Here is a 21187-nt window from a genome sequence, read left to right as displayed (position 1 = left end):
GGGGATGTTGCATGAACTTGAAAGCGTTGCCAGCAGAAAAGGGGAATTATCATCTGCAAAATTATGAGGAAACATACCGCAGCTTCGATTGGAAAGAAGCAGAGGCCGAGTTTTCCTGGCATCAGACCGGGAAGCTGAATGCCGCATACGAAGCGATTGACCGCCATGCCGAGTCATTTCGCAGAAACAAAGTAGCGCTGTATTACAAGGACGCAAACAGAGAAGAAAAATACACATTTAAAGAAATGATGGAGGAATCGAACCGGGCGGGAAATGTGCTGAGACGGTATGGAAACGTGGAAAAAGGAGACCGCGTTTTTATTTTCATGCCTCGTTCGCCGGAGCTGTATTTTATCATGCTCGGCGCTATTAAAATCGGTGCGATTGCCGGTCCTTTATTTGAAGCGTTTATGGAAGGCGCCGTCAAAGACCGTCTGCTGAACAGCCAGGCAAAGGTTGTCGTGACAACACCTGAGCTGGCCGAACGGATTCCGGCAGAGAGTCTCCCCGACCTGCAGCATATTTTCATTGTCGGCGGCAGCGAAGAAACGGGAGATAAAATCATCCATTACGATAAAGCGGCTGAAGGGGAAAGCACGAGACTTGACATTGAATGGATGGACAGAAGAGACGGCTACCTGCTTCATTACACATCAGGTTCTACCGGAACGCCTAAGGGCGTGCTTCACGTTCATGAAGCCATGATTCAGCAATACCAGACCGGCAAGTGGGTGCTTGATCTCAAAGAAGACGATATTTACTGGTGCACTGCGGACCCAGGTTGGGTGACCGGGACGGTGTACGGGATTTTTGCGCCGTGGCTGAACGGAGCGGCGAACGTAATCGTCGGCGGCAGATTCAGTCCGGAAAACTGGTACGGCACAATTGAAAAGCTCGGTGTCAGCGTCTGGTACAGCGCTCCGACCGCTTTCAGAATGCTTATGGGCGCCGGAGATGAAATGGCGTCCAAATTTGACCTTACCTCACTTCGTCACGTCCTGAGTGTCGGAGAGCCTTTAAACCCTGAGGTCATCAAGTGGGGGCATAAAGTATTCGGCAAGCGCATCCATGATACGTGGTGGATGACGGAAACCGGCGGACAGCTTATCTGCAATTATCCTTGCATGGAGATCAAGCCGGGTTCAATGGGGAAACCGATTCCGGGAGTGGAAGCGGCGATCGTTGACAATCAAGGAAATGAACTTCCGCCGTACCGGATGGGGAACCTCGCCATTAAAAAGGGCTGGCCGTCCATGATGGATTCCATTTGGAATAACAAAGAAAAATATGATTCTTATTTCATGCCGGGCGGCTGGTATGTTTCCGGAGATTCAGCTTATATGGATGAAGACGGTTATTTCTGGTTCCAAGGCAGAGTCGATGATGTTATTATGACATCCGGCGAGCGTGTCGGCCCGTTTGAAGTCGAAAGCAAACTTGTTGAACATCCGGCGATTGCCGAAGCCGGTGTCATCGGAAAGCCGGATCCTGTCCGGGGAGAAATCATTAAAGCGTTTATCGCCCTCAGAGAAGGACATGAACCATCCGATCAGCTGAAGGAGGACATTCGCCTCTTTGTAAAACAAGGGCTTGCCGCGCATGCCGCACCGCGTGAAATTGAGTTCAAAGATAAACTGCCGAAAACACGAAGCGGAAAAATCATGCGACGTGTCCTGAAGGCGTGGGAGCTGAACCTGCCGGCAGGCGACCTGTCCACAATGGAAGATTAAAGCCGGCGTTGACATTGCATCTAATTTATGTTAAAAATGAGTAAGCTTCATACGAAAAGGTTTTGATTGAGACAAGTAGGATATCTGATTGTTCCAGAGAGCTGATGGCCGGTGAAAATCAGTACATAAGATATGCCGAATACACTCATGAACCGCTTTTGCGAACAAAGTACTTCAAAGGAAGGCTTTCAGTAGTGAAAGAACGGACACGGTCCGTTATCAGGAAGAGTGATAAGAGCTTTTTTAGGCTTTTATTAGTAGGGTGGTACCGCGATTATATCGTCCCTTCGTTTTAAACGAAGGGGCGTTTTTTATTTCTATAAACAAAGGAGAAGACAAAATGACTAATTTATTAGAAGATTTATCATTCCGCGGCTTAATCCAGCAAATGACGGATGAAGAAGGACTGAATAAACAGCTGAACGAAGAAAAAATCCGTTTATACTCAGGGTTTGACCCGACGGCTGACAGCCTCCACATCGGACACCTTCTGCCGATATTGACACTGCGCCGTTTCCAGCTTGCAGGCCACCATCCGATTGCGCTTGTAGGCGGCGCAACGGGACTGATCGGCGATCCGAGCGGCAAAAAAGCGGAACGTACGTTAAACACTCAGGATATCGTTGTCGAATGGTCGCAAAAAATTAAAAATCAGCTTTCCCGATTTTTAGATTTCGAAGCCGGAGAAAACCCCGCTGTCATAGCGAACAACTTTGATTGGATCGGAAAAATGAGCATCATTGAATTTCTTCGCGACGTCGGAAAAAACTTCGGAATCAACTACATGCTTGCGAAAGATACTGTAAGCTCAAGAATTGAAACCGGGATTTCTTACACGGAATTCAGCTACATGATCCTGCAATCCTACGATTTCCTGAATCTGTACAGAGAAAAGAACTGCAAACTCCAAATCGGCGGCAGTGACCAGTGGGGCAACATCACGGCCGGTCTTGAACTGATCAGAAAATCGGAAGAAGAAGGGGCGAAAGCGTTCGGTCTTACCATTCCGCTCGTCACAAAAGCGGACGGCACGAAATTCGGCAAAACGGAAGGCGGCGCGATTTGGCTTGATAAAGAAAAAACATCGCCGTATGAATTCTACCAATTCTGGATCAATACAGATGACCGCGACGTCGTCAAATATTTAAAATACTTTACTTTCCTGTCAAAAGAGGAAATTGAAGCTTATGCTGAAAAAACGGAGACGGCTCCTGAGAAAAGGGAAGCGCAGAAACGTCTCGCTGAAGAAGTGACTGTTCTTGTACACGGCCGCGAAGCGCTGGAGCAGGCCGTTCATATCTCCCAGGCGCTTTTCAGCGGCAATATTAAAGAGCTTTCCGCTCAAGACGTCAAGGTAGGGTTTAAAGACGTGCCTTCGTTTGAAAAAGACCGCTCTGAAGAGCTGTCTTTAGTAGACGTGCTTGTGGAATCTAAATTGTCGCCTTCAAAACGGCAGGCCCGCGAAGACATTCAAAACGGGGCCGTCTACATTAACGGCGAGCGCCAGACGGACATCAGCCATCTTCTGACAGCAGAAGACCGCATCGAAGATCAATTTACCGTACTGCGCCGCGGAAAGAAAAAATACTTCCTGATCACGTACTGAAAATAAAAAGCAGTCCGGCCGCTTTATGCGGCAGGCTGCTTTTTTAGGTTTTGTGAATACTGCACCGGGAAATGAGTACAGTACATAGTATAAGGCAAAACAGGGAAGGGGCGCTGCGCCGTGAATTTCATGTTCACCATCGCGAAGGAAAGATTGCAGCGGGATCATTGGGAACAGCAGCAAAGCATGAACGCCGAAGTCAAAGCCGAGGAACCTGAGGCGGAAGAAGAAAATCCGCCATCATAAAGGAAAAAGCCTTCATTCTGCGGAATGGAGGCTTTTATTTGTCACCAGATCAGCCTGACGGCGGCCATCAGCACGACTCCCGTGATGACCGTAATTGATAAGCTTTTTGTCCACATCGCGCAAAGCAATGTCGGGATGAGAACGATCATTGCTTTCCAATCAAAGGTCAAAGCGCTATTTGTTTTCACGATCATGCTCTCCGTTACCAGAGCGGTCAAAATGCAGAGCGGAATAAAGGAGAGCCATTTTAAAGCCAATTCAGGCATCTGAATGTTCCGGACAAATATAAACGGAACGATACGCGGCACAAGTGTAACAATCATGCAGCCGAGTATAATCCAGATCATTTGCGTACTGATGCTCATTTGTCCGTCACCACCCCGATGGTTGCCACAATCACGGTTGAGACGATGACTGCGATATGTGACGGCACGATATAGGATAACAAGACCATAAAGATGATCATATAGACGATTAAGGAAAGATTGTGCTTCAGCTTTTCCGACGCAGACGCCTGCAATTGCAGCACCAGCAGCGCCGCAAACATAGCGGGCAAAGCGAAGTCCAGGCCGAGGGCGTAAGGATCAGATATCCATTGTCCGAGAAGCCCGCCCATCACACAAGAAATAACCCAGCACACATAAGCTGTTACATTAAGGCCGTTCATCCACTTATCGTTAAGCCTGCCGTTCTGAGCCGCCTTGTTTACCGCTACCCCGAAAGATTCGTCGGTAAGCAAAGCACCGAAGCCGATATTTTTCACCAAAGAGTATTTCGTGAAATAAGGTGCGATGGTCAGACTGAGCAGAAGGTGCCGCAGATTGACGATAAACGTCGTTAAAATAATGGCGGAAATCGGACTCCCGGAAACAAGGAGCGAGCAAATAATAAATTGGGCGGCGCCGGCATAGACAAACACGGATAACAAACAAATTTCAAGAATACTGAGATGTGAGGCCACGCCGACAATGCCAAAAGCAAAACCGATACTCATATAGCCAAGCAAGGTAGGCACACAATCCCGGACCCCCTGTAAAAATGTATCGTTCATTTCCCGGGAAACGGCGGTTTTTTGCACTTCTGTGTTAATCATTTTTTATACTCCTTCCTTAGAGATTATAATGATAACGACTAATGAAAAAATCAAAGAAAATACGGTTCACATTTATATGAACCGATTTCCGGTGACGACATGAAATAACGAATGGTTTTGTTTCATCAGGCCTTCAACTTTTTCAGCCCCTACTTCTTTTACAAGCTCCGCGAACATAAGGTCGTGCCTCATATATTCCATGGCCACGAGAACAAGAGCGGGATCTTCTGATTTAATGGCCCAGGCATTCGTCTGCGGAGAAAAATTGGCGATTAAGACTTCTTTATTATCGCGTGCCGCTATCGTTAATCTCCCGCCCATGCGTTTTTCCGCCACTTCAGGCGACATATTATGATGTGTCGTATTTCCGAGCTTTACTTCCGGAGGGCCGAACACAATCGAAAAGACGGGCAATTTTTCGGCCGCGCGTTTGTTAGCGGCTTCTTGAATAAAGGGAATCTGCTGTTCCCAGACAGACAGCCACAACTCTTCCTCGGCTTTTTCAATCATATCCTTCAATTCATTGATGACATGATCATTTGTGCTGATGCGGAGGATGACATTCATCTCCTGCTCGCTTTCAAGCGCCAATAATTTCTCCTCAAGATAGCCGAAGGAGCTTTCGAAATCGTGCCGCAGCCGGTCAATTAATTCCTTTCCGGCCAGCGGGGCATATGTAACCGGATCAGACGGCACAATATGGACAGCGCCTTTATCAACTAATTTTCCCAATACTTCATAGATCATTGAGCGGGGGACGCCTGACCTTTTACTGACTTCGTACCCGGTAACAGGCGAGTGTTTTAACAAGCCGATATATGCTTTGCATTCATATTGAGAAAATCCAAATTTTTGTAATTCTTTCAGAACATCCTCCATAAACATCCTCCGTAGTGGTTATTCATGAAACTACTATAATTTAAGCGGTTATATGTTGTCAATGGGACTTGAGTGCTGAATGAAAGGCACAGCTGTTTTGTCGCTTTCCAACTTATTTTAGAGCGAGTTACTTGTATGGCTCTTGTGAAAAACGTTGCCGTAGACCCACACGAATGCTGTTTGATACGATAAATTCAAGAAGTCAAAAGAGGAGGATCATGGTGGAAAACACCTCTAAAATCGCTTTTTTATCAGTTATAAGCAATTCTCTTGTCGTCATGCTCAAAATAGCGGTGGGCATTATAACAGGGTCTGTCGCGATACTTTCCGAAGCCATTCATTCTTTTTTAGATTTGATCGCCGCCTTCATCGCCTTTATTTCCGTCAGGATATCAAAAAAGCCGGCTGATACAGGGCATCCGTACGGACATGGAAAAGTCGAGAATCTCTCCGGAACCATTGAGACGATTCTGATTTTTGCGGCAGGGATTTGGATGATATATGAATGCGTTCAAAAATTGGTGAATCCAGAGCCGGTTCATCTGCCGGTATTGGGAATTATTGTGATGCTTTTAGGGGCTCTCATTAATTTGATCGTCTCGAAATTAGTAAAAAGAGAAGCTGAAAAGGTTAATTCCGTAGCAATGAAATCAAATGCTCTGCACTTACTGACTGACGTATACACATCATTAGGCGTAGCGGCAAGCCTTTTGGTTGTTACATTAACGGAGTGGTATATACTTGATCCCATTATAGGTATGGTGCTTGCGGTGTATATCATATATGAAGCATTTAAGTTAATGAAAGAAGCATTTCCGCCGCTGATTGATACCCGTCTGTCAGAAGAAGAAGAGAAAACAATTTTAAAGATTATCGATACATTTCATCAGGAATTTATTGAAATCCACGATTTTCGTACAAGGCGCTCAGGCCCGCAGGAGTATATTGATTTTCATATGGTCGTGGCGTCTCACGTGACGATTAAAGACGTGCACGACTTGTGTGACCGCATTGAAAGGGATATTACGGATGAATTTAAACAAGCACAGGTGATGATTCATCCTGAGCCGGAGAGCGAAAGGAAGAAATAAATGATCTTGCCTTTGTCACCGGCAAGTTTCTGACAGCGATAATCGTGATCTTTAACTGAGAGCCCCGTGTAAAACGGGGCTTTTTTGATATGTAAATGACTATTTCTCACCAATATGAGAGAGAAGCTTATACAAGTGAAAGGTTCATTTCATAAGTTGTTGTAAAGAAAAAGGGAGGTGAATACAATTGAACGCTATTTCTGTTAAAGAAATTGAACATGGAGTTGCCGTTGCTGAAAGAGAAGGTTTAGGGGAGTATTTACACCAAGAACCGGTTGCCGGAAAATGTACGCGCCGTTCACGCAGCAGAAGACGGACGCACCGTTCACATCGTTCACGCAGCAAAAGACGGACGCACCGTTCACACCGCTCACGCAGCAGAAGACGGACGCGCCGGACACGTCGTACGCATCGCACAAGACGGTCCCATCAAAAGCACCGCTCTTCCCGCAAGCGCTGTTTCAAATGCTGACTATAAAAACTACGATGTGCAATAAATGCGTATAGAACCGGGATCTGCTATAATGGCAATAGAAAGAACTGGAAAAACTCCAGTATCATCATCTGCGGACACTGAACTGACAACATGACGCTGTTTGTTCGTGTCCGTTTTTGATGTCTGAACATGATGCCGAAGGATAAAAAGGAAGGGATGACACCGAATGAAGCTGAATGAGGATTTTTATAAAGAATCTGAAGGAAAAACGGTATATTCGCAGAACATCAGCAGCAAGCAGTTACATATCACGGACAGCGGACATGTCAGCGTGGACTTCATCAGCATAAGCAGGCTCCGGAAGGCTTCGAAAATCGCGATCTTAGGTGACAGCGTCGCCCGGGGGCTGCGTGCGAAATACGGCTTTGGTGACATTCTGAAAGACCGGACAAACGCTGCAATAACCAATCTGTCTGTCAGCGGCGTCAATATGAGCAACAATGGAACCGATAACATTTATCAGCAATCGCTTAAAACGTCGGGCCATGATGTCATTATTGTGCAGGGAACAGATGATGATTGGTGCGGCCATATTCCCATCGGCACAGATGAAAAGGATATCACCACATTTTACGGAGGCTTCTGTCAGGTCATTCAGCAGCTGCGAAGCAGAAATAAAGACTGCAGCATCATTGTGGTGACCCCGACAAGGCAGGTGAAAATCTCAAACGGAAAAATCGTCCGCCGTGATACTGATAAAAATAAACTGGGCCTGAAGCTGGCGGACTATGTAAAAGCCCAAAAAGAAGCCTGCACACTCCTCTCTGTACCGTATGCCGACCTGTTTGATACAGATCTCATTGACCCGTATAATCCTGCTTTCCGCAAAATGTGCATGTCAGAAGGTCTTCATCCGAACGAGACAGGGCATCAAATCATTTTTCAGGAAATCTGCCGAAATTATTATTACTATTACGGATGAAACAGCACGAAAAGGTTATTTTCGGCTTTTTTCTTCTAAAAGCTCAATAATTCTTTGAGATGCGCGTCGTTGCGCTCTCAAAAGCGAGACAATATTTCCGGTAAAGCCGATTAAAATAATAAGCAGCAAAATGATTATCCACATAAGTGAACCTCCCGTCGAGTTTTGAAAAACCCACTCTCTATTTTACTTATTTTGGATGGTAAAGAGAATAGGTCCAGTTTAAATATCCATAAAAAATGCACAGACTGAACTGTCTGTGCATTTTTTATTCGCTTATTTCAGCAGCTTCAATGATTCACGATTCATTTCTGCTCGTTAAAATATGATGGCTTCCGGCTTCTTCACCTTTATAAAATTTGTGCCGGTATTTATTAAATCTTTGCGGATGCTTTAGTAAATCCATCCGGGCGTTCAGCTGCGAATTCATCTGCGTCTGAGATCGCTTGATCGACCTTTACTTTCTCACCGTGCCTGCCGGTCACTTCTTTTTCTGCTTCTGCCGGGCTTGTATCCTCGAATTGGTCTGTCACCAGAACTGCGATTTTTTTGCTCATACGTCATGCCTGTTTGTATATAACAACGGTATCAGGCACAAGAAAAGACGGAGGTCTGCTTAGCTTGCGTGTTTAACCTGAGATAAGGCGAGCCAATTACCATCTGTGTCTTTTTTTATTTTTTTTACACTCACATTTCCCAGGACCGCCCGGATCAACGATCTCATGAATGATAAACGTGACGGGGAGCATAACGGATATGCTCTCTGTTAATGTGTTTGATGGGATGGACGTACACCGCTTCGCTGTCAGTATACGTGTCAGCCACAACATACTTAGGGTCACAGTAATACACTTTCGATTCTTTCCCCATTTATCTCACCTCCCGTACTAAATAGCTGACAAGGAGGATTTTGCACCGGACAAGTACACTGAGAAAAGTCCGTATTTTTTAGGGCCGCAGGTTTGGTTTTTATAATGCATTTATCTGCTGTTTTTATCCTTATAGTATCTACAGGGTTTTCCTGAATTCGCTTCAAATCGGAATGGTTAATTCTTTTTGACCGGGGAAATCTATAAAAAAGAATTCAAAATGATTCTTTTCAGTCAATCGAGATGCATACATCTTGGGGGGATTTCAGAATGCTCGATGAAAAAACAATCGCGATCATTAAAAGCACCGTGCCGGTATTGGAAGAGCATGGTGAAGAAATCACAGGACGATTTTATGACCTGCTGTTTCAGCATCACCCTGAGCTGTTGAATATTTTTAATCAGACGAATCAAAAGAAAAAAACCCAGCGTACAGCCTTATCGAATGCCGTGATTGCAGCCGCCGCCAATATTGACCGCTTGGAAAACATAATTCCCGTCGTTAAACAAATCAGCCATAAACACCGGAGTATCGGAGTTAAGCCCGAGCATTACCCAATCGTTGGAAAGTTTTTGTTAATAGCGATAAAGGATGTGTTACAGGACGCGGCTACTCCTGAGGTCATTCAGGCGTGGGAAAAAGCATACGGCGCAATTGCAGACGCATTTATCGGAATTGAGAAGGACATGTATGAACAAGCGGCAACGCAAAAAGGCGGATGGAAAGACTATAAGCCGTTTAAAATTGATAAAAAGGTAAGAGAAAGCAAAGAGATAACGTCATTTTATCTAAAACCGGAAGACGGACAGCCGCTGCCTGAATTCAAAGCAGGACAGTATATCAGTGTAAAAGTATACATTCCGGACACGGGTTATACGCATATCCGCCAGTACAGCTTATCGGACGTGTCCGGTAAGGATTATTTCCGGATTTCCGTTAAAAAAGAAGGGGTTGTTTCCTCTTATCTGCATGACCAATTACATGAAAAAGATTCAATCGAGATCAGCGCCCCGGCCGGTGACTTCATATTGGACCCTGCCTCAAAGAAGAACCTGGTTCTCATCAGTGCCGGTGTCGGGATTACGCCGATGATCAGCATGTTAAAAACGGTTGTGAAAACCCAGCCGCAGCGAAATGTTCTTTTCATCCATGCGGCAAGGAGCGGAGAGTATCATGCTTTGCGGCATGAAGCTGAGGAAGCTGCGGAACATTCATCCGTTGACACTGTCTTTATTTACAGCGAGCCGTCCGAACAAGACCGTTCAGAAAACATTCGTTTTCGGGAAGGCCGGATTGACAAGCGGCTTTTAGAAGAAGTGATGACAGATAAAGATGCTGATTTTTACCTGTGCGGCTCACCGTCATTCATTAAAGCAATGAAAAAGCTGATTTCTGAATTCAATACACCGCCAGAATCGATCCACTACGAATTATTCGAACCGCAGCTGAGTATGGTGTGATGGAAGAATGAAATACGATAAAAAGCACCCGGATGAACGGGTGCTTTTTATATTCTCCGGGATAAACGGCTGAGTACGGGGGCAGTTTACACAACCAAAAGAAAAACCCCGGAAACATTGTCATCACAACATTTCCGGGGTTTAATCCAATGCTCTTTAAAGAGCGTTTTACTTAACGAGAGTAGAACTCAACGATAAGCGCTTCGTTAATTTCCGGAGCAAGCTCAGAGCGCTCTGGAAGACGAGTGAATGTACCTTCAAGCTTTTCAGCGTCAAAAGTAAGGTACTCAGGAACGAAGTTGTTTACTTCTACAGATTCTTTGATGATAGAAAGGTTTCTTGATTTTTCGCGAACACCGATTGTTTGACCAGGTTTTACTTGGTAAGACGGAATGTCAACGCGGCTTCCGTCAACAAGGATGTGACCGTGGTTAACTAATTGGCGTGCTTGACGGCGAGTGCGCGCAAGACCAAGCTTGTACACAACGTTATCAAGGCGTGCATCTAAAAGAATCATGAAGTTTTCGCCGTGTTTACCAGTCATTTTTGCAGCTTTGTCAAACAATGTGCGGAATTGACGTTCGTTTACACCGTACATGTGACGAAGTTTTTGCTTTTCTTGCAACTGCAAACCGTATTCTGATAGTTTTTTACGCTGTCCCGGACCGTGAGGACCTGGTGCGTAAGGGCGTTTTTCTAATTCTTTACCTGTACCGCTAAGAGAGATTCCTAAACGGCGAGACAGTTTCCAAGATGGACCTGTATAGCGAGCCATAATGTGACTCCTCCTTTGTTTGGTTTTATTTTGTGGAAAATAAAAACCGTCTGTTCGATCCGACCGTGCACATTTTGTTTTCATGTATCCTCGCTCCAGCAGCAGAGAGTTACACGATACACCTTACAGCTAAGGAACAAAATGAAAACACAGAAGCTGAACAAAAAGGCTGCAATATTTCACACAAAGAACATTATATGATTTTTCCCGGCCGCCGTCAACCATTTCTCCATGAAGACTGTCGGTTTATGATATAATGTACAAAAATGAGTAGTACATGTTTAGGTGATAAAAATGAAAAAACAAACAATCGATGAAGTTACGGCCTTTCATCAGAAAATGCTTTCTTTTTTCTTGACGAAATCTGAATCCGTCTCATTATCCGACTCGCTGTTATGGCTGGCCTCAGCTCTTGAATCCTGCTTTACATCTCTTTCATTGACCCTTTCACCGGCTGAATCAACACGTTTCACCATAAAAACAGAAGAGGAACCGAATTATGCTCCGCTGAAAGAGAGTGACGGCCGTTTTATGATCAGGAATCAGACGTCCGGCAGATCCTTTTATCTGCGCTCGGAAAGCGGACTTCCGATCCCGGAATCATTGCCTGAGCTCGTTACTCAATTTATCAATCAATCTGTGAGACAAAGCGGGCTGTTTGACAAAACAAAGCATCAGCGGAAAATTCACAAAATGACAGAAATGTTCCATTCGCTTTTAGATCAGGATGAAGTATTGGAAAAACTGCAGGCGAGTTTGAGGAAGGCTTTCCAGTCTTTCCGTTTTTTACTGTTTATCTCGCAGGATCAGGATACGGACAGACAGCTCCCCGCAAAAGAATTGCATATGGACGGAGAAGATGCCGATCCGTTTGCCCTGAAGGTTTATTTGTCAGGCAGAATGCTCAGGAAAGGCAGGTCATCTGCTTACCTGCCGATTAAAGGCCAGCAGGGGACTTACGGGGTTCTGAAGGCTGAGGGGCTGCAGGATGCCGCGCTTTCGTGCAGTTCTCTGAGTGAAATGATGCTGCTTGCGGGCGCAGCGGGAAAAGCATTTGAAAATGCGCAGCTGTATGAGCAATCGAAAAAAAGCATTGCGAATCTTGAGCTCATCAATGAAACATCGCGTCAGCTGAATCAGCGTCTCAGGCTCACTGATACGATGCGGGAGCTCGCCGCTATTATGATTCAATCGTTTCATGCGGAAGAAGTGGCTTTTTTTCATATTGACCATTTTGAAGCGCAAAATCTGCTTCCCGGGCATACCGCCTTTTTTAAGACAGAACGCGCGGACGCATACATCAGCATTGTGAAAGAAAAGCTGTTCGAAGGAGAAAAAGGTGTGTTTATCGGCAGCGGAAAGACTGTATTCGGCGAAAATGGCTACGGTTCGCTGATGGCGGTGCCGATGATCGAAAATGACACCGTCTTCGGATTCGCGATTTTATTGAAAAAGGATTTATACGCTTTTACGTTTGAAATGTATAAGCTTTTTCAGGCGCTCATTCACCATGCGACATTGGCGGTCACGAACTCCATGCTGCGCGACAGGCTTGAGCATCTTGTTCAGACAGACCAGCTGACGGAGCTGTATTCAAGAACCTATTTGGATGAGAAAATTCAATACAGCATGAAAATTCATAAACGGGGTGTATTCATCCTCGTTGATATCGATAATTTCAAAAACATTAATGATACATACGGTCATCAAACGGGGGATTCGATCCTGATACAGGTGGCCTCCGTTATGAAAAACCATATCCGGGAGCACGATGTCGCTGCGAGATGGGGAGGCGAGGAGCTGGCTGTCTATCTGCCGAATATCAACGTATCATCCGGGGAACGCATCGCCAGAAGGCTGGTCCGCGCCATCCGGGAAAACACCGAACCGCGCGTGACGATTTCCTGCGGTGTTTCCTGCTGGTCAAAGACTGACCCGATGCCGTTGAAAATGCTCGTTCAGCAAGCGGATGAGGCGCTTTATACCGCCAAACGGAACGGTAAAAACCGGCTGATCATCCATCAAAACAGCACGGCGACGTAAAAAAGGAGCCGGCCCGCGGGCCGAACTCCTTTTTTTTATCCTAATCGTTTTTCAAGCGTTTCAACAAACTGTGCTAAATAGGATTCGTCTGTTTCATCAAAACGGTTTTTCACGGGGCTGTCAATGTCCAGCACACCGATCACTTCACCGTTTACGCGGATCGGAAGAACGATTTCTGACTGGGAAGCCGCGTCACAGGCGATATGTCCCGGGAACGCATGCACATCGGCAATCCGCTGCACTGCGCCATTAGAGTAGGCAGTGCCGCATACGCCTTTGCCGAACGGAATGCGCACACAGGCAGGAAGCCCTTGAAACGGTCCGAGCACAAGCTCGCCCTCTTTAGCAAAGTAAAACCCCGCCCAGTTGACTTCATGTAAGGAATGGTATAAAAGCGCTGACGCATTCGCGTAATTTGCGATCGCATCTGTTTCATCTTCTGTCATGGCTTCGAGCTGTTTAAGCAGAAGCTGATAACTTTTTTCTTTATCTCCGGATTGTTTTTCGACATGAAACATGGAAAACCCTCACTTTTTCTATAATATCAAACAAAGTTCCGGCCGTTCTGCCGGCATTTGTCGAGAAGTTCTTACAGGAACGGCGCCCTTCGGCTTGAATTGGTAACATAAAGGGGTGAGCCGTATGAAAGTAAGCACCAAAGACAAAATTATTAACGCCGCTGTCCAGCTGTTTAACCAAAAAGGCTATTCCGGCACGTCCGTCCGTGAAATCGCAAAGTCAGCTGATGTAAATGTTGCGCACATCTCCTACTATTTTAAAGGGAAAGGCGGATTAATGGAACATTTAGTTTCCGAGTTTTACGAAGGCTACACTGAGGCGCTGGAAAACGCCGCCGTCAGTATGAACGGTGAAGACGCACAGGAACGCATCCTGCGGGTGATTTTTGATATTTTATCCTATCAGCACGATCATCGTCAATTAACGCGGTTTGTGTACCGGGAAGTGACGATTGATTCTGTGCTTATCAGGGAAATTATGTCTACTTATTTAATGAAAGAAAAATATATTTTCCAGCTGGTGATCGAAGAAGGGCAGTCACGCGATAGGCGTCTGACGCTGCCCGTGCCGCATTTTATTCTGCAATTGAAATCCCTCTTGATGATGCCGTATCTTCAGCCACAATATATTACGGAGGTGCTCTATATGCAGCCTCATGAACCGTATTTTTATAAAAAGTATTTTGAAGAGGTGAAGATTTGGATCGAAAGCGTGTTTCGCCGGCCTGATGCGGTGCTTATGAAGTAATGATGCTTTTGTACGTTTCATAGAAACTGCCGACATCTTCCGCTTGATGGGCGTCCGACCCGAATATGAGCGGGATTTTTTTTTGCTTCGCCGTCTCCGCCATCCAATCCTCCATGTATACTTCCCCGGCAAACTTCTTTCTGAGCCCGGATGTATTAATATCCAGCTCCATTCCGTGCTTCTTCACAGCGTCAAGGCAGCGGGTCACAAGCTCTCTTATTTGAGGTGACATGCTGTAAGGGAAAAGGCGCGCGAATTTTTTAACGAGTGTGATATGGCCGACCCGTTTTGGCTTAAAGGGGCCGAGCGGTGTTACAATGGAAGAATACACAGTTTCATAGTATTGCTCATATACCGCTTCAATGCTTCCGAAGTGCGCGGCGAGCCGCTGAAACGCGTGCTCATCATAATCGAGGCATATATAAGACGGGCCGGCCTTCAAAAAATGAACAGATAAAATGCCGTCATCCAGTGAGGGGCCGTATGTATTCAGAAACGCCGCGGTTTCCTCCTCATACCCTGAGATAAAATCGGTTTCAAGCCCTGTCAGGATGCTGATTTGTCCCATGTATACCTTTTTTAATTGTGAGACCCGGTCCAAATAGGCCTCCATCTCTCTGAGAGCCATTGCGCTGTCTCGAAGCGGTGTAGGATCTTGAAAAGACGGAGGGAGGGGGGCATGCTCAGTAAATGTGATAGATGTAAAGCCTCTTTCCAGGGCTTTTTCGACATATTGTTTCAGCGCGTCCTTCGAGCCGTGAGGGCAAAAAGGCGTGTGGATATGAGCGTCTCGTTTTTCCATTTTTGTCACTCCATTAAAAAATTGCAGAATCCTGCCGAAATTATGCAAAAAGTTTTTGATTTCTGGTCAAAAAATGTTGGTTACATGGTATCATAATAACAATGAAAACGACAGATTTTCTCAATACATATATTGAAATCTTTCTGAATACATAAAACACCCTGACAGATTATGAGAACAACAAGGGGGCTCATTATGGAGTTAGTCATCGGATTATTGGTTATACTGCTCGCACTCTTTGCGGCGGGCTACTTTTTCAGGAAAAAAATTTATACGGAAATTGACCGGCTGGAGTCATGGAAGATTGAAATTTTAAACCGTTCGATTGTGGAAGAAATGTCCAAGATCAAACATCTGAAAATGACCGGAGAGACGGAAGAGTTCTTTGAAAGATGGCGCGAGGAGTGGGATGAAATTGTCACAGCCCATCTGCCGAAAGTAGAAGAGCTCCTTTATGATGCCGAAGAGAACGCCGACAAATACCGGTTTAAAAAAGCGAATCAGGTGCTTGTCCACATCGACGATCTCCTCACCGCCGCCGAATCAAATATAGAAGGCATCCTGCGTGAGATCAGCGACCTTGTGACGAGCGAGGAAAAAAGCCGCGGAGAGATTGAACAGGTGCGTGAGCGGTATTCAAAAGCGCGGAAGAACCTTCTGGCGTACAGCCATCTCTACGGAGAGCTTTATAACAGCCTGGAGACGGATCTCGACGAAATCTGGAGCGGCATAAAAGAGTTCGAAGAAGAGACGGAAGGCGGCAATTACATCAAAGCGAGAAAAGTGCTGCTTGAACAGGACCGCAGGCTGGATCAGCTTCAAACATACATAGATGACGTTCCGAAACTGCTCGCGGACTGTAAACAGACCGTGCCGAACCAAATTGCCAAGCTGAAAGACGGCTACCGGGAAATGACGGAAAAAGGCTACAAACTGGAACATATTCAAATCGAAAAAGAGCTGGAGACACTCACAAATCAAGTGAAACGGGCAGAACACGCGCTTTTGGAAGAATTGGATGTCGACGAAGCGTCCGCCATTCTTCAGCTGATTGATGAAACAATTCAATCGATGTATGAACAGCTGGAAGGCGAAGTGGAAGCCGGACAGTCCGTCTTAAGCAAAATGCCTGAACTGATCATCGCGTATGAGAAGCTTGAGGAAGAAAAAGACCGCACAAAAACCGAAACAGAGCTCGTCAAGGAAAGCTATCAGCTGACGGCGGGAGAAATCGGCAGACAGCATGCGTTTGAAAAACAGATGGAAACGATCGGCCGGCTCCTTGAGCAGGCGAGAGAAAAACTTGACGGAGAGCATGTCGCTTACTCTCTGCTGATTGAAGAAGTTGAGGCCATCGAAAAGCAGATGGAAGAGGCTCAGAAAGAACATGCCGAATACCGTGAAAATCTGCAAGCGCTCAGAAAAGAAGAACTGCAGGCGCGTGAAACGCTGATGCACCTTCGGAAAACCATTTCTGACACAGCGAGAATGCTGCAAAAAAGCAATGTGCCGGGTATTCCTGAACAGGTCAAGGACAAGCTCGAGACGGCAAATCATCATATAGAAAAAACCGTCAGCCAATTGGAAGAGCTGCCGTTAAACATGGAGGAAGCCGCCAAACATCTGAATGAAGCTGAAAAGATGGTTGCGGAAGTCAGTGAAGAGGCGGAAGAACTGGTGATTCAGGTGAAGCTTATTGAGCGGATCATCCAGTACGGAAACCGTTTCCGAAGCCAGAATCACATTTTATCCGAACAGCTGAAAGAAGCGGAACGGCTGTTTTACGCTTACAGCTACAATGAAGCTTACGAGATGGCGGCGGCTGCGGTTGAAAAAGCGGCTCCCGGCGCCGTGAAAAAAATTAAAGCTGATCAATCTGCTTCATAGCGTACAAGCAAAAACTGCACCCTGATGGAAATCAGAGGTGCAGTTTTTTTGTTTCTCCCGGAATATAAAAAAGCGCCTGCGGCTGATATACGTCAAGCCGCAGACGCTGAATGTTACGATTTCGCTTTATTCAATTCGATTGGCGGGCTGGTAAAAAACGTGATGATACAGCCGATGATCGCTCCGGCAATGCCCGGAAGCACCCAGCCGATTCCAATGCTGTAAAGCGGAAGGTTCGCGTTTAAGAATGAATCTAGTGATCCGAGCGGAATGCCGGCTGCCTTCAAGCCGTCCAAGATGCTGAACAGCCCCGTTCCGATCAGGCAGGCGATATAGACTTCCCGTCTTTCCTTAAAGATTTTATCAATAAAGGAAAGGACAATAATGACAATCGCCAGCGGGTAAATGGCTGATAGAATAGGAACTGAAAATGCAATGATCTCAGCAAGCCCGAAATTTGAAATCGCCAGGCTGAACAGCGTGACAATCGTAACTACCATTTTGTATGATAAAGCGGGAATCAATTTTGAAAAATATTCGCCGCAAGATGTGACAAGCCCGATGCTCGTCGTTAAGCACGCAACGGTGATGGCGGCACCGAGAACAATGTTTCCTAATGAACCGAACAGGTAATCGGATGAAGCTGATAAAATCTTTGCGCCTTCGCCGAGCGGCCCTACAGCGTTTGTGCTTGTCGCTCCCAAATAGGCTAAAGATAAATAAATGAATGTCAAACCTGCCGCTGCAATAAGTCCCGCTTTAATACAAGCGGCCGCAAGCGCTTTTCGCTGGGTGACGCCCCTGCTCTTAACAGCATTGACCACAACAACACCGAAGACGATTGAAGCGAGCGCATCCATTGTTTTATAGCCTTCCAAAAATCCTTTGAACACCGGCGTTCCGGAGTATTCCTGATGTACGGCGCCCAGCCCGCCCATCGGAGTGGCGATGGCTTTAATGACAATGATTAAAATAATACCGAATTTAATGGGAGTCAAAATCTTCCCGACTCTGTCCACGATTTTGGACGGATTAAGAGCTAAATAATACGTAATGGAAAAAAAGATTAAAGTGAAAATAAATAAAGATAATCTTTCCGGAACACCGCTTAAGAACGGAACTGCACCGATTTCATATGAAACGGTTCCGGTTCTCGGAATCGCAAAAAGCGGCCCGATTGATAAATAAAGCACAACGGTGAAAATCGTGCCGAATACCGGATGAGCTTTATCGGCAAGTCCTTTTGCATCTTTTCCCGTTAATGCGATGGCGATAATACCCAATAGCGGCAGACCTACGCCGGTCAGTAAGAAACCGCCCATCGCTTTCCAGACATTATGTCCTGCCGCTTGCCCGAGCTCCGGCGGATATATCATGTTTCCTGCCCCGAAAAAAAGTGCGAAAAGCATGAAACCGATAATCACGGTATCTTTGACAGGTAGTGAGTGTTTCATAAAAGTCCTCCTAAATACTATGTTGAAATATTCTGTCAATTAATTGTCAGATAATATAACAAAACGAACATTACTTATTATATTGCAATGTCCAGAGAAGTCAATACTCGATTTATTGCGAATTTATATTTACTTTTGTTATGGTAGCATAAATATCATACGATGTACCGTTTTCATAAAAGGAGTAAAAAAAAATGATATATTTAGATAACAGCTCAACGACCGAGCCGTATGAAAAGGTTTTGGATGTGTATAAACAGACGAGCAGCCGTTATTTCGGCAATCCTTCGTCTCTGCACCGGCTAGGAACTGAGACGGAGCAGCTCCTTGAAGCGGCCGCTCAGCAAATAAAAAAAACCTTGGGTTTAAAAAATTATGATATTGTATTTACATCAGGAGCGACTGAAGCGAACAACGCTGCGTTAAAGGGAGCCGCCTGGGCCAACATGAATAAAGGAAGACATATCATTGCTTCAGCGATTGAGCACCCTTCTGTGACGGAGACGCTTGATCAGCTGACAGAGCTGATTGGCTTTGAAGTCACATATCTTCCGGTCGATCAAGACGGCTTCGTTTCTTTAAAAGACGTAAAAGCGGCTATCAGGCCGGACACGATAATCGTCAGCGTCATGCATGTCAATAACGAAGTCGGCTCCATTCAGCCTATAAAGGAAATCGGCGGACTGTTGAAACAGCATGGGAATATTCTGTTTCATGTTGATCATGTACAGGGCATTCATAAAGTCCCCCTGTCTATAGAAGAAGCGGGCATTGATCTGTGTACCATTTCAGGGCATAAATTTCACGGCTTAAAAGGGACCGGGGCGCTCATCGTCAAAAAAGGAACGCGGCTCATTCCCCTTATTACGGGCGGCTCGCAGCAAAAAGGCGTCCGTGCCGGAACAGAACATACAGCGGGTGCCGTCTCCCTTGCAAAAGCGGTCAATCTTTCCGCACGTGACATGAACGAGCGGCTTTCTTCAGTGGAAGCTGCTAAGAATGCGCTTATGGAAAGGCTTTGCAGGACGGACGGGGTCGTCATCAACACTCCTGCTGAAAACAGCGCGCCGCATATCATTAATTTTTCCGTTCCGGGTGTGAAAGCAGAAGTGCTGCTGCACATGCTTGAGGAAAAAGGAATATACGTCTCCACAACCGCGGCATGTTCAGCAAGAGAGCACAAACCGAGCCGTGTCCTCCTGCAAATGAATAAAGGCGAACAGATTGCATCAAGCAGCATCCGAGTCAGCCTGAACTTCAGCCACACGGCTGACATCACAGAGCCGTTTATGGCCGCGCTGGTGCCGGCTGTTCAAAAACTAAAAAAAATGATGAGGTAGCATATGAATTACGATCATATTTTAATCCGTTTTGGTGAAATATCCACAAAAGGAAAAAACAGACGCAGTTTTATAGAAAGATTAAAACAGAATATCCGCCTGGTATTAAAGGATTATAAAAAAGTAAAATACTTTTCCAACCGGGACCGGATGTCAATTACTCTTAATGGAGAAAACCCGGAGGAAATATGTTCCTTATTAAAGAATATATTCGGCATTCAGAGCTTCAGTCTCGCAATTAAATGCGAAAGTAAGCTGGAAGACATTAAAAAAACGGCATTAGCCGCGATGGAAGGCCAATATACACCGGGAAATACTTTTAAGGTCGCGACCAAACGGGCTTACAAGCAGTTTGAGTTAGATACGAACGCAATGAACGCTGAGATCGGCGGCCACATTTTGAAAAACACGGAAGGATTAACCGTCGATGTGAAGAATCCCGATATTCCGCTTCGGATTGAAATCAGGGAGGAAGCGACATTCCTGACCATTCGTGATGAAAAAGGCGCCGGAGGTCTTCCCGTCGGTTCTGCGGGTAAAGCGATGCTGATGCTTTCCGGCGGTTTTGACAGTCCGGTCGCCGGGTTTTACGCGATGAAACGGGGATTATCAGTGGAAGCCGTGCATTTCTTCAGTCCGCCGTATACGAGCGAACGGGCAAAGCAGAAAGTCATAGATCTTGCGGGATGCCTTGCAAGGTTCGGAGGCAGTATGACGCTTCATATCGTGCCGTTTACAAAAACGCAGGAACTCATCCAAAAACAAATTCCGGAAAACTATACGATGACGGCGACGCGGCGTCTCATGCTGCAAATCGCAGACAGAATCAGAGAAGAACGAAAAGCGCTCGCGATCATTACGGGGGAAAGCCTCGGCCAAGTGGCGAGCCAGACGCTTGAAAGCATGTATGCGATCAATGCCGTGACGGCAACACCGATTTTGCGCCCTTTAATCGGAATGGACAAAACAGAAATTATCGAGAAATCAAAAGAAATCGGCACTTATGAAACAAGCATTCAGCCGTTTGAGGACTGCTGCACCATCTTTACGCCGCCAAGTCCGAAAACACGCCCGAAAAAAGAAAAAATCGAGCACTTCGAAAGCTTTGTTGACTTTGAACCGCTGATTGCAGAGGCGGCTGCCGGCATCGAAACGATAACTGTTTACTCAGAACAAGAAGCTCACGATAAATTCGCGGACCTGTTTTAGAACTGTATACAATTACCA

At 45.8% G+C, this 21187-nt stretch carries 21 protein-coding genes, 2 pseudogenes and 1 other annotated feature; of the genes and pseudogenes, 13 read left to right on the top strand and 10 right to left on the bottom strand.

The annotated features are described in order from the left end of the window. Window positions 1-11: 11 nt before the first annotated feature. The 3 genes from acsA (at window position 12) to sr7p (ending at window position 3582) form a co-directional block, all read left to right on the top strand. Window positions 12-1730: an acetate--CoA ligase gene (gene acsA / locus MHH91_RS14825; RefSeq protein WP_013353204.1), complete on the top strand. Its 1719-nt coding sequence runs from the start codon at window positions 12-14 to the stop codon at window positions 1728-1730. A gap of 53 nt (window positions 1731-1783) precedes the next feature. Further along, window positions 1784-2020 (top strand) — a binding site (T-box leader). 50 nt (window positions 2021-2070) lie between these two features. Next, complete coding sequence (gene tyrS / locus MHH91_RS14820) at window positions 2071-3336, top strand: tyrosine--tRNA ligase (protein WP_013353203.1); 1266 nt, start codon at window positions 2071-2073, stop codon at window positions 3334-3336. A gap of 120 nt (window positions 3337-3456) precedes the next feature. Continuing rightward, window positions 3457-3582 (top strand): small protein SR7P, encoded by a 126-nt coding sequence (gene sr7p, locus MHH91_RS14815; RefSeq protein WP_014470826.1) that lies wholly within the window; start codon window positions 3457-3459, stop codon window positions 3580-3582. 41 nt (window positions 3583-3623) lie between these two features. Here the strand turns inward: sr7p and MHH91_RS14810 are convergent, their stop codons facing one another. The 3 genes from MHH91_RS14810 to MHH91_RS14800 form a co-directional block, all read right to left on the bottom strand. After that, complete coding sequence (locus MHH91_RS14810) at window positions 3624-3947, bottom strand: AzlD domain-containing protein (RefSeq protein ID WP_013353201.1); 324 nt, start codon at window positions 3945-3947, stop codon at window positions 3624-3626. Further along, window positions 3944-4675 carry an AzlC family ABC transporter permease gene (locus MHH91_RS14805; protein WP_013353200.1) on the bottom strand — a complete coding sequence of 244 codons (732 nt, stop codon included), beginning with the start codon at window positions 4673-4675 and terminating at the stop codon, window positions 3944-3946. Before MHH91_RS14805 ends, MHH91_RS14810 begins: the two co-directional genes overlap by 4 nt. A 72-nt stretch (window positions 4676-4747) precedes the next feature. After that, window positions 4748-5554: a TrmB family transcriptional regulator gene (locus tag MHH91_RS14800; RefSeq protein WP_013353199.1), complete on the bottom strand. Its 807-nt coding sequence runs from the start codon at window positions 5552-5554 to the stop codon at window positions 4748-4750. A 218-nt stretch (window positions 5555-5772) separates the two neighbouring features. Here MHH91_RS14800 and MHH91_RS14795 point away from each other — a divergent pair, with 218 nt between their 5' ends. The 4 genes and pseudogenes from MHH91_RS14795 to MHH91_RS14785 all read left to right on the top strand — a co-directional run bounded on the left by MHH91_RS14795 (window position 5773) and on the right by MHH91_RS14785 (window position 8063). Continuing rightward, window positions 5773-6645 (top strand): cation diffusion facilitator family transporter, encoded by an 873-nt coding sequence (locus tag MHH91_RS14795; RefSeq protein ID WP_013353198.1) that lies wholly within the window; start codon window positions 5773-5775, stop codon window positions 6643-6645. A gap of 187 nt (window positions 6646-6832) precedes the next feature. Beyond that, a pseudogene (locus tag MHH91_RS20855) lies at window positions 6833-6907 on the top strand (hypothetical protein); the annotation flags it as partial. Between the two features lie 13 nt (window positions 6908-6920). Next, the gene (locus MHH91_RS14790; protein WP_014470825.1) at window positions 6921-7142 is read left to right on the top strand and encodes a hypothetical protein; all 222 of its coding nucleotides are present in this window, start codon (window positions 6921-6923) and stop codon (window positions 7140-7142) included. Window positions 7143-7307: 165 nt separating this feature from the next. Then, window positions 7308-8063 carry an SGNH/GDSL hydrolase family protein gene (locus MHH91_RS14785; protein ID WP_013353197.1) on the top strand — a complete coding sequence of 252 codons (756 nt, stop codon included), beginning with the start codon at window positions 7308-7310 and terminating at the stop codon, window positions 8061-8063. Window positions 8064-8078: 15 nt separating this feature from the next. On the opposite strand, the gene MHH91_RS14780 is transcribed toward MHH91_RS14785, so the two are convergent. The 3 genes and pseudogenes from MHH91_RS14780 to MHH91_RS14770 form a co-directional block, all read right to left on the bottom strand. Beyond that, window positions 8079-8207 carry a hypothetical protein gene (locus MHH91_RS14780; protein ID WP_014470824.1) on the bottom strand — a complete coding sequence of 43 codons (129 nt, stop codon included), beginning with the start codon at window positions 8205-8207 and terminating at the stop codon, window positions 8079-8081. Between the two features lie 284 nt (window positions 8208-8491). Further along, window positions 8492-8620 (bottom strand): annotated as a pseudogene (locus MHH91_RS14775) (cysteine protease); the annotation flags it as partial. Between the two features lie 163 nt (window positions 8621-8783). After that, window positions 8784-8933: a hypothetical protein gene (locus tag MHH91_RS14770; RefSeq protein ID WP_014470823.1), complete on the bottom strand. Its 150-nt coding sequence runs from the start codon at window positions 8931-8933 to the stop codon at window positions 8784-8786. Window positions 8934-9202: 269 nt separating this feature from the next. Between MHH91_RS14770 and hmpA the strand changes: the two genes are divergently transcribed. After that, a complete protein-coding gene (gene hmpA, locus MHH91_RS14765; RefSeq protein ID WP_014470822.1) occupies window positions 9203-10393 on the top strand; it encodes an NO-inducible flavohemoprotein in 1191 nt (396 codons plus the stop codon). Window positions 10394-10565: 172 nt separating this feature from the next. Here the strand turns inward: hmpA and rpsD are convergent, their stop codons facing one another. Continuing rightward, a complete protein-coding gene (gene rpsD, locus MHH91_RS14760; RefSeq protein WP_003152406.1) occupies window positions 10566-11168 on the bottom strand; it encodes a 30S ribosomal protein S4 in 603 nt (200 codons plus the stop codon). 294 nt (window positions 11169-11462) lie between these two features. Here rpsD and MHH91_RS14755 point away from each other — a divergent pair, with 294 nt between their 5' ends. Further along, window positions 11463-13211 carry a sensor domain-containing diguanylate cyclase gene (locus MHH91_RS14755; RefSeq protein ID WP_013353194.1) on the top strand — a complete coding sequence of 583 codons (1749 nt, stop codon included), beginning with the start codon at window positions 11463-11465 and terminating at the stop codon, window positions 13209-13211. A 35-nt stretch (window positions 13212-13246) separates the two neighbouring features. Here MHH91_RS14755 and MHH91_RS14750 read toward each other — a convergent pair whose 3' ends face one another. After that, window positions 13247-13729 carry a GAF domain-containing protein gene (locus MHH91_RS14750; RefSeq protein ID WP_013353193.1) on the bottom strand — a complete coding sequence of 161 codons (483 nt, stop codon included), beginning with the start codon at window positions 13727-13729 and terminating at the stop codon, window positions 13247-13249. Window positions 13730-13853: 124 nt separating this feature from the next. Here MHH91_RS14750 and refZ point away from each other — a divergent pair, with 124 nt between their 5' ends. Then, complete coding sequence (gene refZ, locus MHH91_RS14745; protein WP_013353192.1) at window positions 13854-14477, top strand: forespore capture DNA-binding protein RefZ; 624 nt, start codon at window positions 13854-13856, stop codon at window positions 14475-14477. Here the strand turns inward: refZ and hisJ are convergent. Next, on the bottom strand, window positions 14467-15279 hold the full coding sequence (hisJ, locus tag MHH91_RS14740; protein WP_013353191.1) for a histidinol-phosphatase HisJ: 813 nt from the start codon (window positions 15277-15279) through the stop codon (window positions 14467-14469). The two genes, refZ and hisJ, sit on opposite strands and share 11 nt — an antisense overlap. Before the next feature lie 195 nt (window positions 15280-15474). On the opposite strand from hisJ, the gene ezrA reads away from it, so the two are divergent. Continuing rightward, window positions 15475-17166, top strand: a complete 1692-nt coding sequence (gene ezrA / locus MHH91_RS14735) for a septation ring formation regulator EzrA (protein ID WP_013353190.1) — start codon at window positions 15475-15477, stop codon at window positions 17164-17166. Between the two features lie 113 nt (window positions 17167-17279). On the opposite strand, the gene brnQ is transcribed toward ezrA, so the two are convergent. After that, window positions 17280-18620 carry a branched-chain amino acid transport system II carrier protein gene (gene brnQ, locus MHH91_RS14730; RefSeq protein ID WP_013353189.1) on the bottom strand — a complete coding sequence of 447 codons (1341 nt, stop codon included), beginning with the start codon at window positions 18618-18620 and terminating at the stop codon, window positions 17280-17282. 194 nt (window positions 18621-18814) lie between these two features. Here brnQ and MHH91_RS14725 point away from each other — a divergent pair, with 194 nt between their 5' ends. Both MHH91_RS14725 and thiI read left to right on the top strand, forming a co-directional pair. After that, window positions 18815-19960 (top strand): cysteine desulfurase family protein, encoded by a 1146-nt coding sequence (locus MHH91_RS14725; RefSeq protein ID WP_013353188.1) that lies wholly within the window; start codon window positions 18815-18817, stop codon window positions 19958-19960. Between the two features lie 3 nt (window positions 19961-19963). Continuing rightward, complete coding sequence (thiI, locus tag MHH91_RS14720) at window positions 19964-21169, top strand: tRNA uracil 4-sulfurtransferase ThiI (RefSeq protein WP_013353187.1); 1206 nt, start codon at window positions 19964-19966, stop codon at window positions 21167-21169. Window positions 21170-21187: the final 18 nt, after the last annotated feature.

The sequence above is a fragment of the Bacillus sp. FSL K6-2819 genome (assembly GCF_038008305.1).
GTDB lineage: Bacteria > Bacillota > Bacilli > Bacillales > Bacillaceae > Bacillus > Bacillus amyloliquefaciens.
Note: the sequence above shows the minus strand (reverse complement) of the source record. Positions and strands in the feature narration are given on the sequence as shown.

Excerpts from the sequence above, each read along its gene's own strand:
- acsA (WP_013353204.1), top strand. The coding sequence starts at position 12 with ATGAACTTGAAAGCGTTGCCAGCAGAAAAGGGGAATTATCATCTGCAA.
- tyrS (WP_013353203.1), top strand. The coding sequence starts at position 2,071 with ATGACTAATTTATTAGAAGATTTATCATTCCGCGGCTTAATCCAGCAA.
- MHH91_RS14810 (WP_013353201.1), bottom strand. The coding sequence starts at position 3,947 with ATGAGCATCAGTACGCAAATGATCTGGATTATACTCGGCTGCATGATT.
- MHH91_RS14805 (WP_013353200.1), bottom strand. The coding sequence starts at position 4,675 with ATGATTAACACAGAAGTGCAAAAAACCGCCGTTTCCCGGGAAATGAAC.
- MHH91_RS14800 (WP_013353199.1), bottom strand. The coding sequence starts at position 5,554 with ATGGAGGATGTTCTGAAAGAATTACAAAAATTTGGATTTTCTCAATAT.
- MHH91_RS14795 (WP_013353198.1), top strand. The coding sequence starts at position 5,773 with ATGGTGGAAAACACCTCTAAAATCGCTTTTTTATCAGTTATAAGCAAT.
- MHH91_RS14785 (WP_013353197.1), top strand. The coding sequence starts at position 7,308 with ATGAAGCTGAATGAGGATTTTTATAAAGAATCTGAAGGAAAAACGGTA.
- MHH91_RS14780 (WP_014470824.1), bottom strand. The coding sequence starts at position 8,207 with ATGTGGATAATCATTTTGCTGCTTATTATTTTAATCGGCTTTACCGGA.
- MHH91_RS14770 (WP_014470823.1), bottom strand. The coding sequence starts at position 8,933 with ATGGGGAAAGAATCGAAAGTGTATTACTGTGACCCTAAGTATGTTGTG.
- hmpA (WP_014470822.1), top strand. The coding sequence starts at position 9,203 with ATGCTCGATGAAAAAACAATCGCGATCATTAAAAGCACCGTGCCGGTA.
- rpsD (WP_003152406.1), bottom strand. The coding sequence starts at position 11,168 with ATGGCTCGCTATACAGGTCCATCTTGGAAACTGTCTCGCCGTTTAGGA.
- MHH91_RS14755 (WP_013353194.1), top strand. The coding sequence starts at position 11,463 with ATGAAAAAACAAACAATCGATGAAGTTACGGCCTTTCATCAGAAAATG.
- MHH91_RS14750 (WP_013353193.1), bottom strand. The coding sequence starts at position 13,729 with ATGTTTCATGTCGAAAAACAATCCGGAGATAAAGAAAAAAGTTATCAG.
- refZ (WP_013353192.1), top strand. The coding sequence starts at position 13,854 with ATGAAAGTAAGCACCAAAGACAAAATTATTAACGCCGCTGTCCAGCTG.
- hisJ (WP_013353191.1), bottom strand. The coding sequence starts at position 15,279 with ATGGAAAAACGAGACGCTCATATCCACACGCCTTTTTGCCCTCACGGC.
- ezrA (WP_013353190.1), top strand. The coding sequence starts at position 15,475 with ATGGAGTTAGTCATCGGATTATTGGTTATACTGCTCGCACTCTTTGCG.
- brnQ (WP_013353189.1), bottom strand. The coding sequence starts at position 18,620 with ATGAAACACTCACTACCTGTCAAAGATACCGTGATTATCGGTTTCATG.
- MHH91_RS14725 (WP_013353188.1), top strand. The coding sequence starts at position 18,815 with ATGATATATTTAGATAACAGCTCAACGACCGAGCCGTATGAAAAGGTT.
- thiI (WP_013353187.1), top strand. The coding sequence starts at position 19,964 with ATGAATTACGATCATATTTTAATCCGTTTTGGTGAAATATCCACAAAA.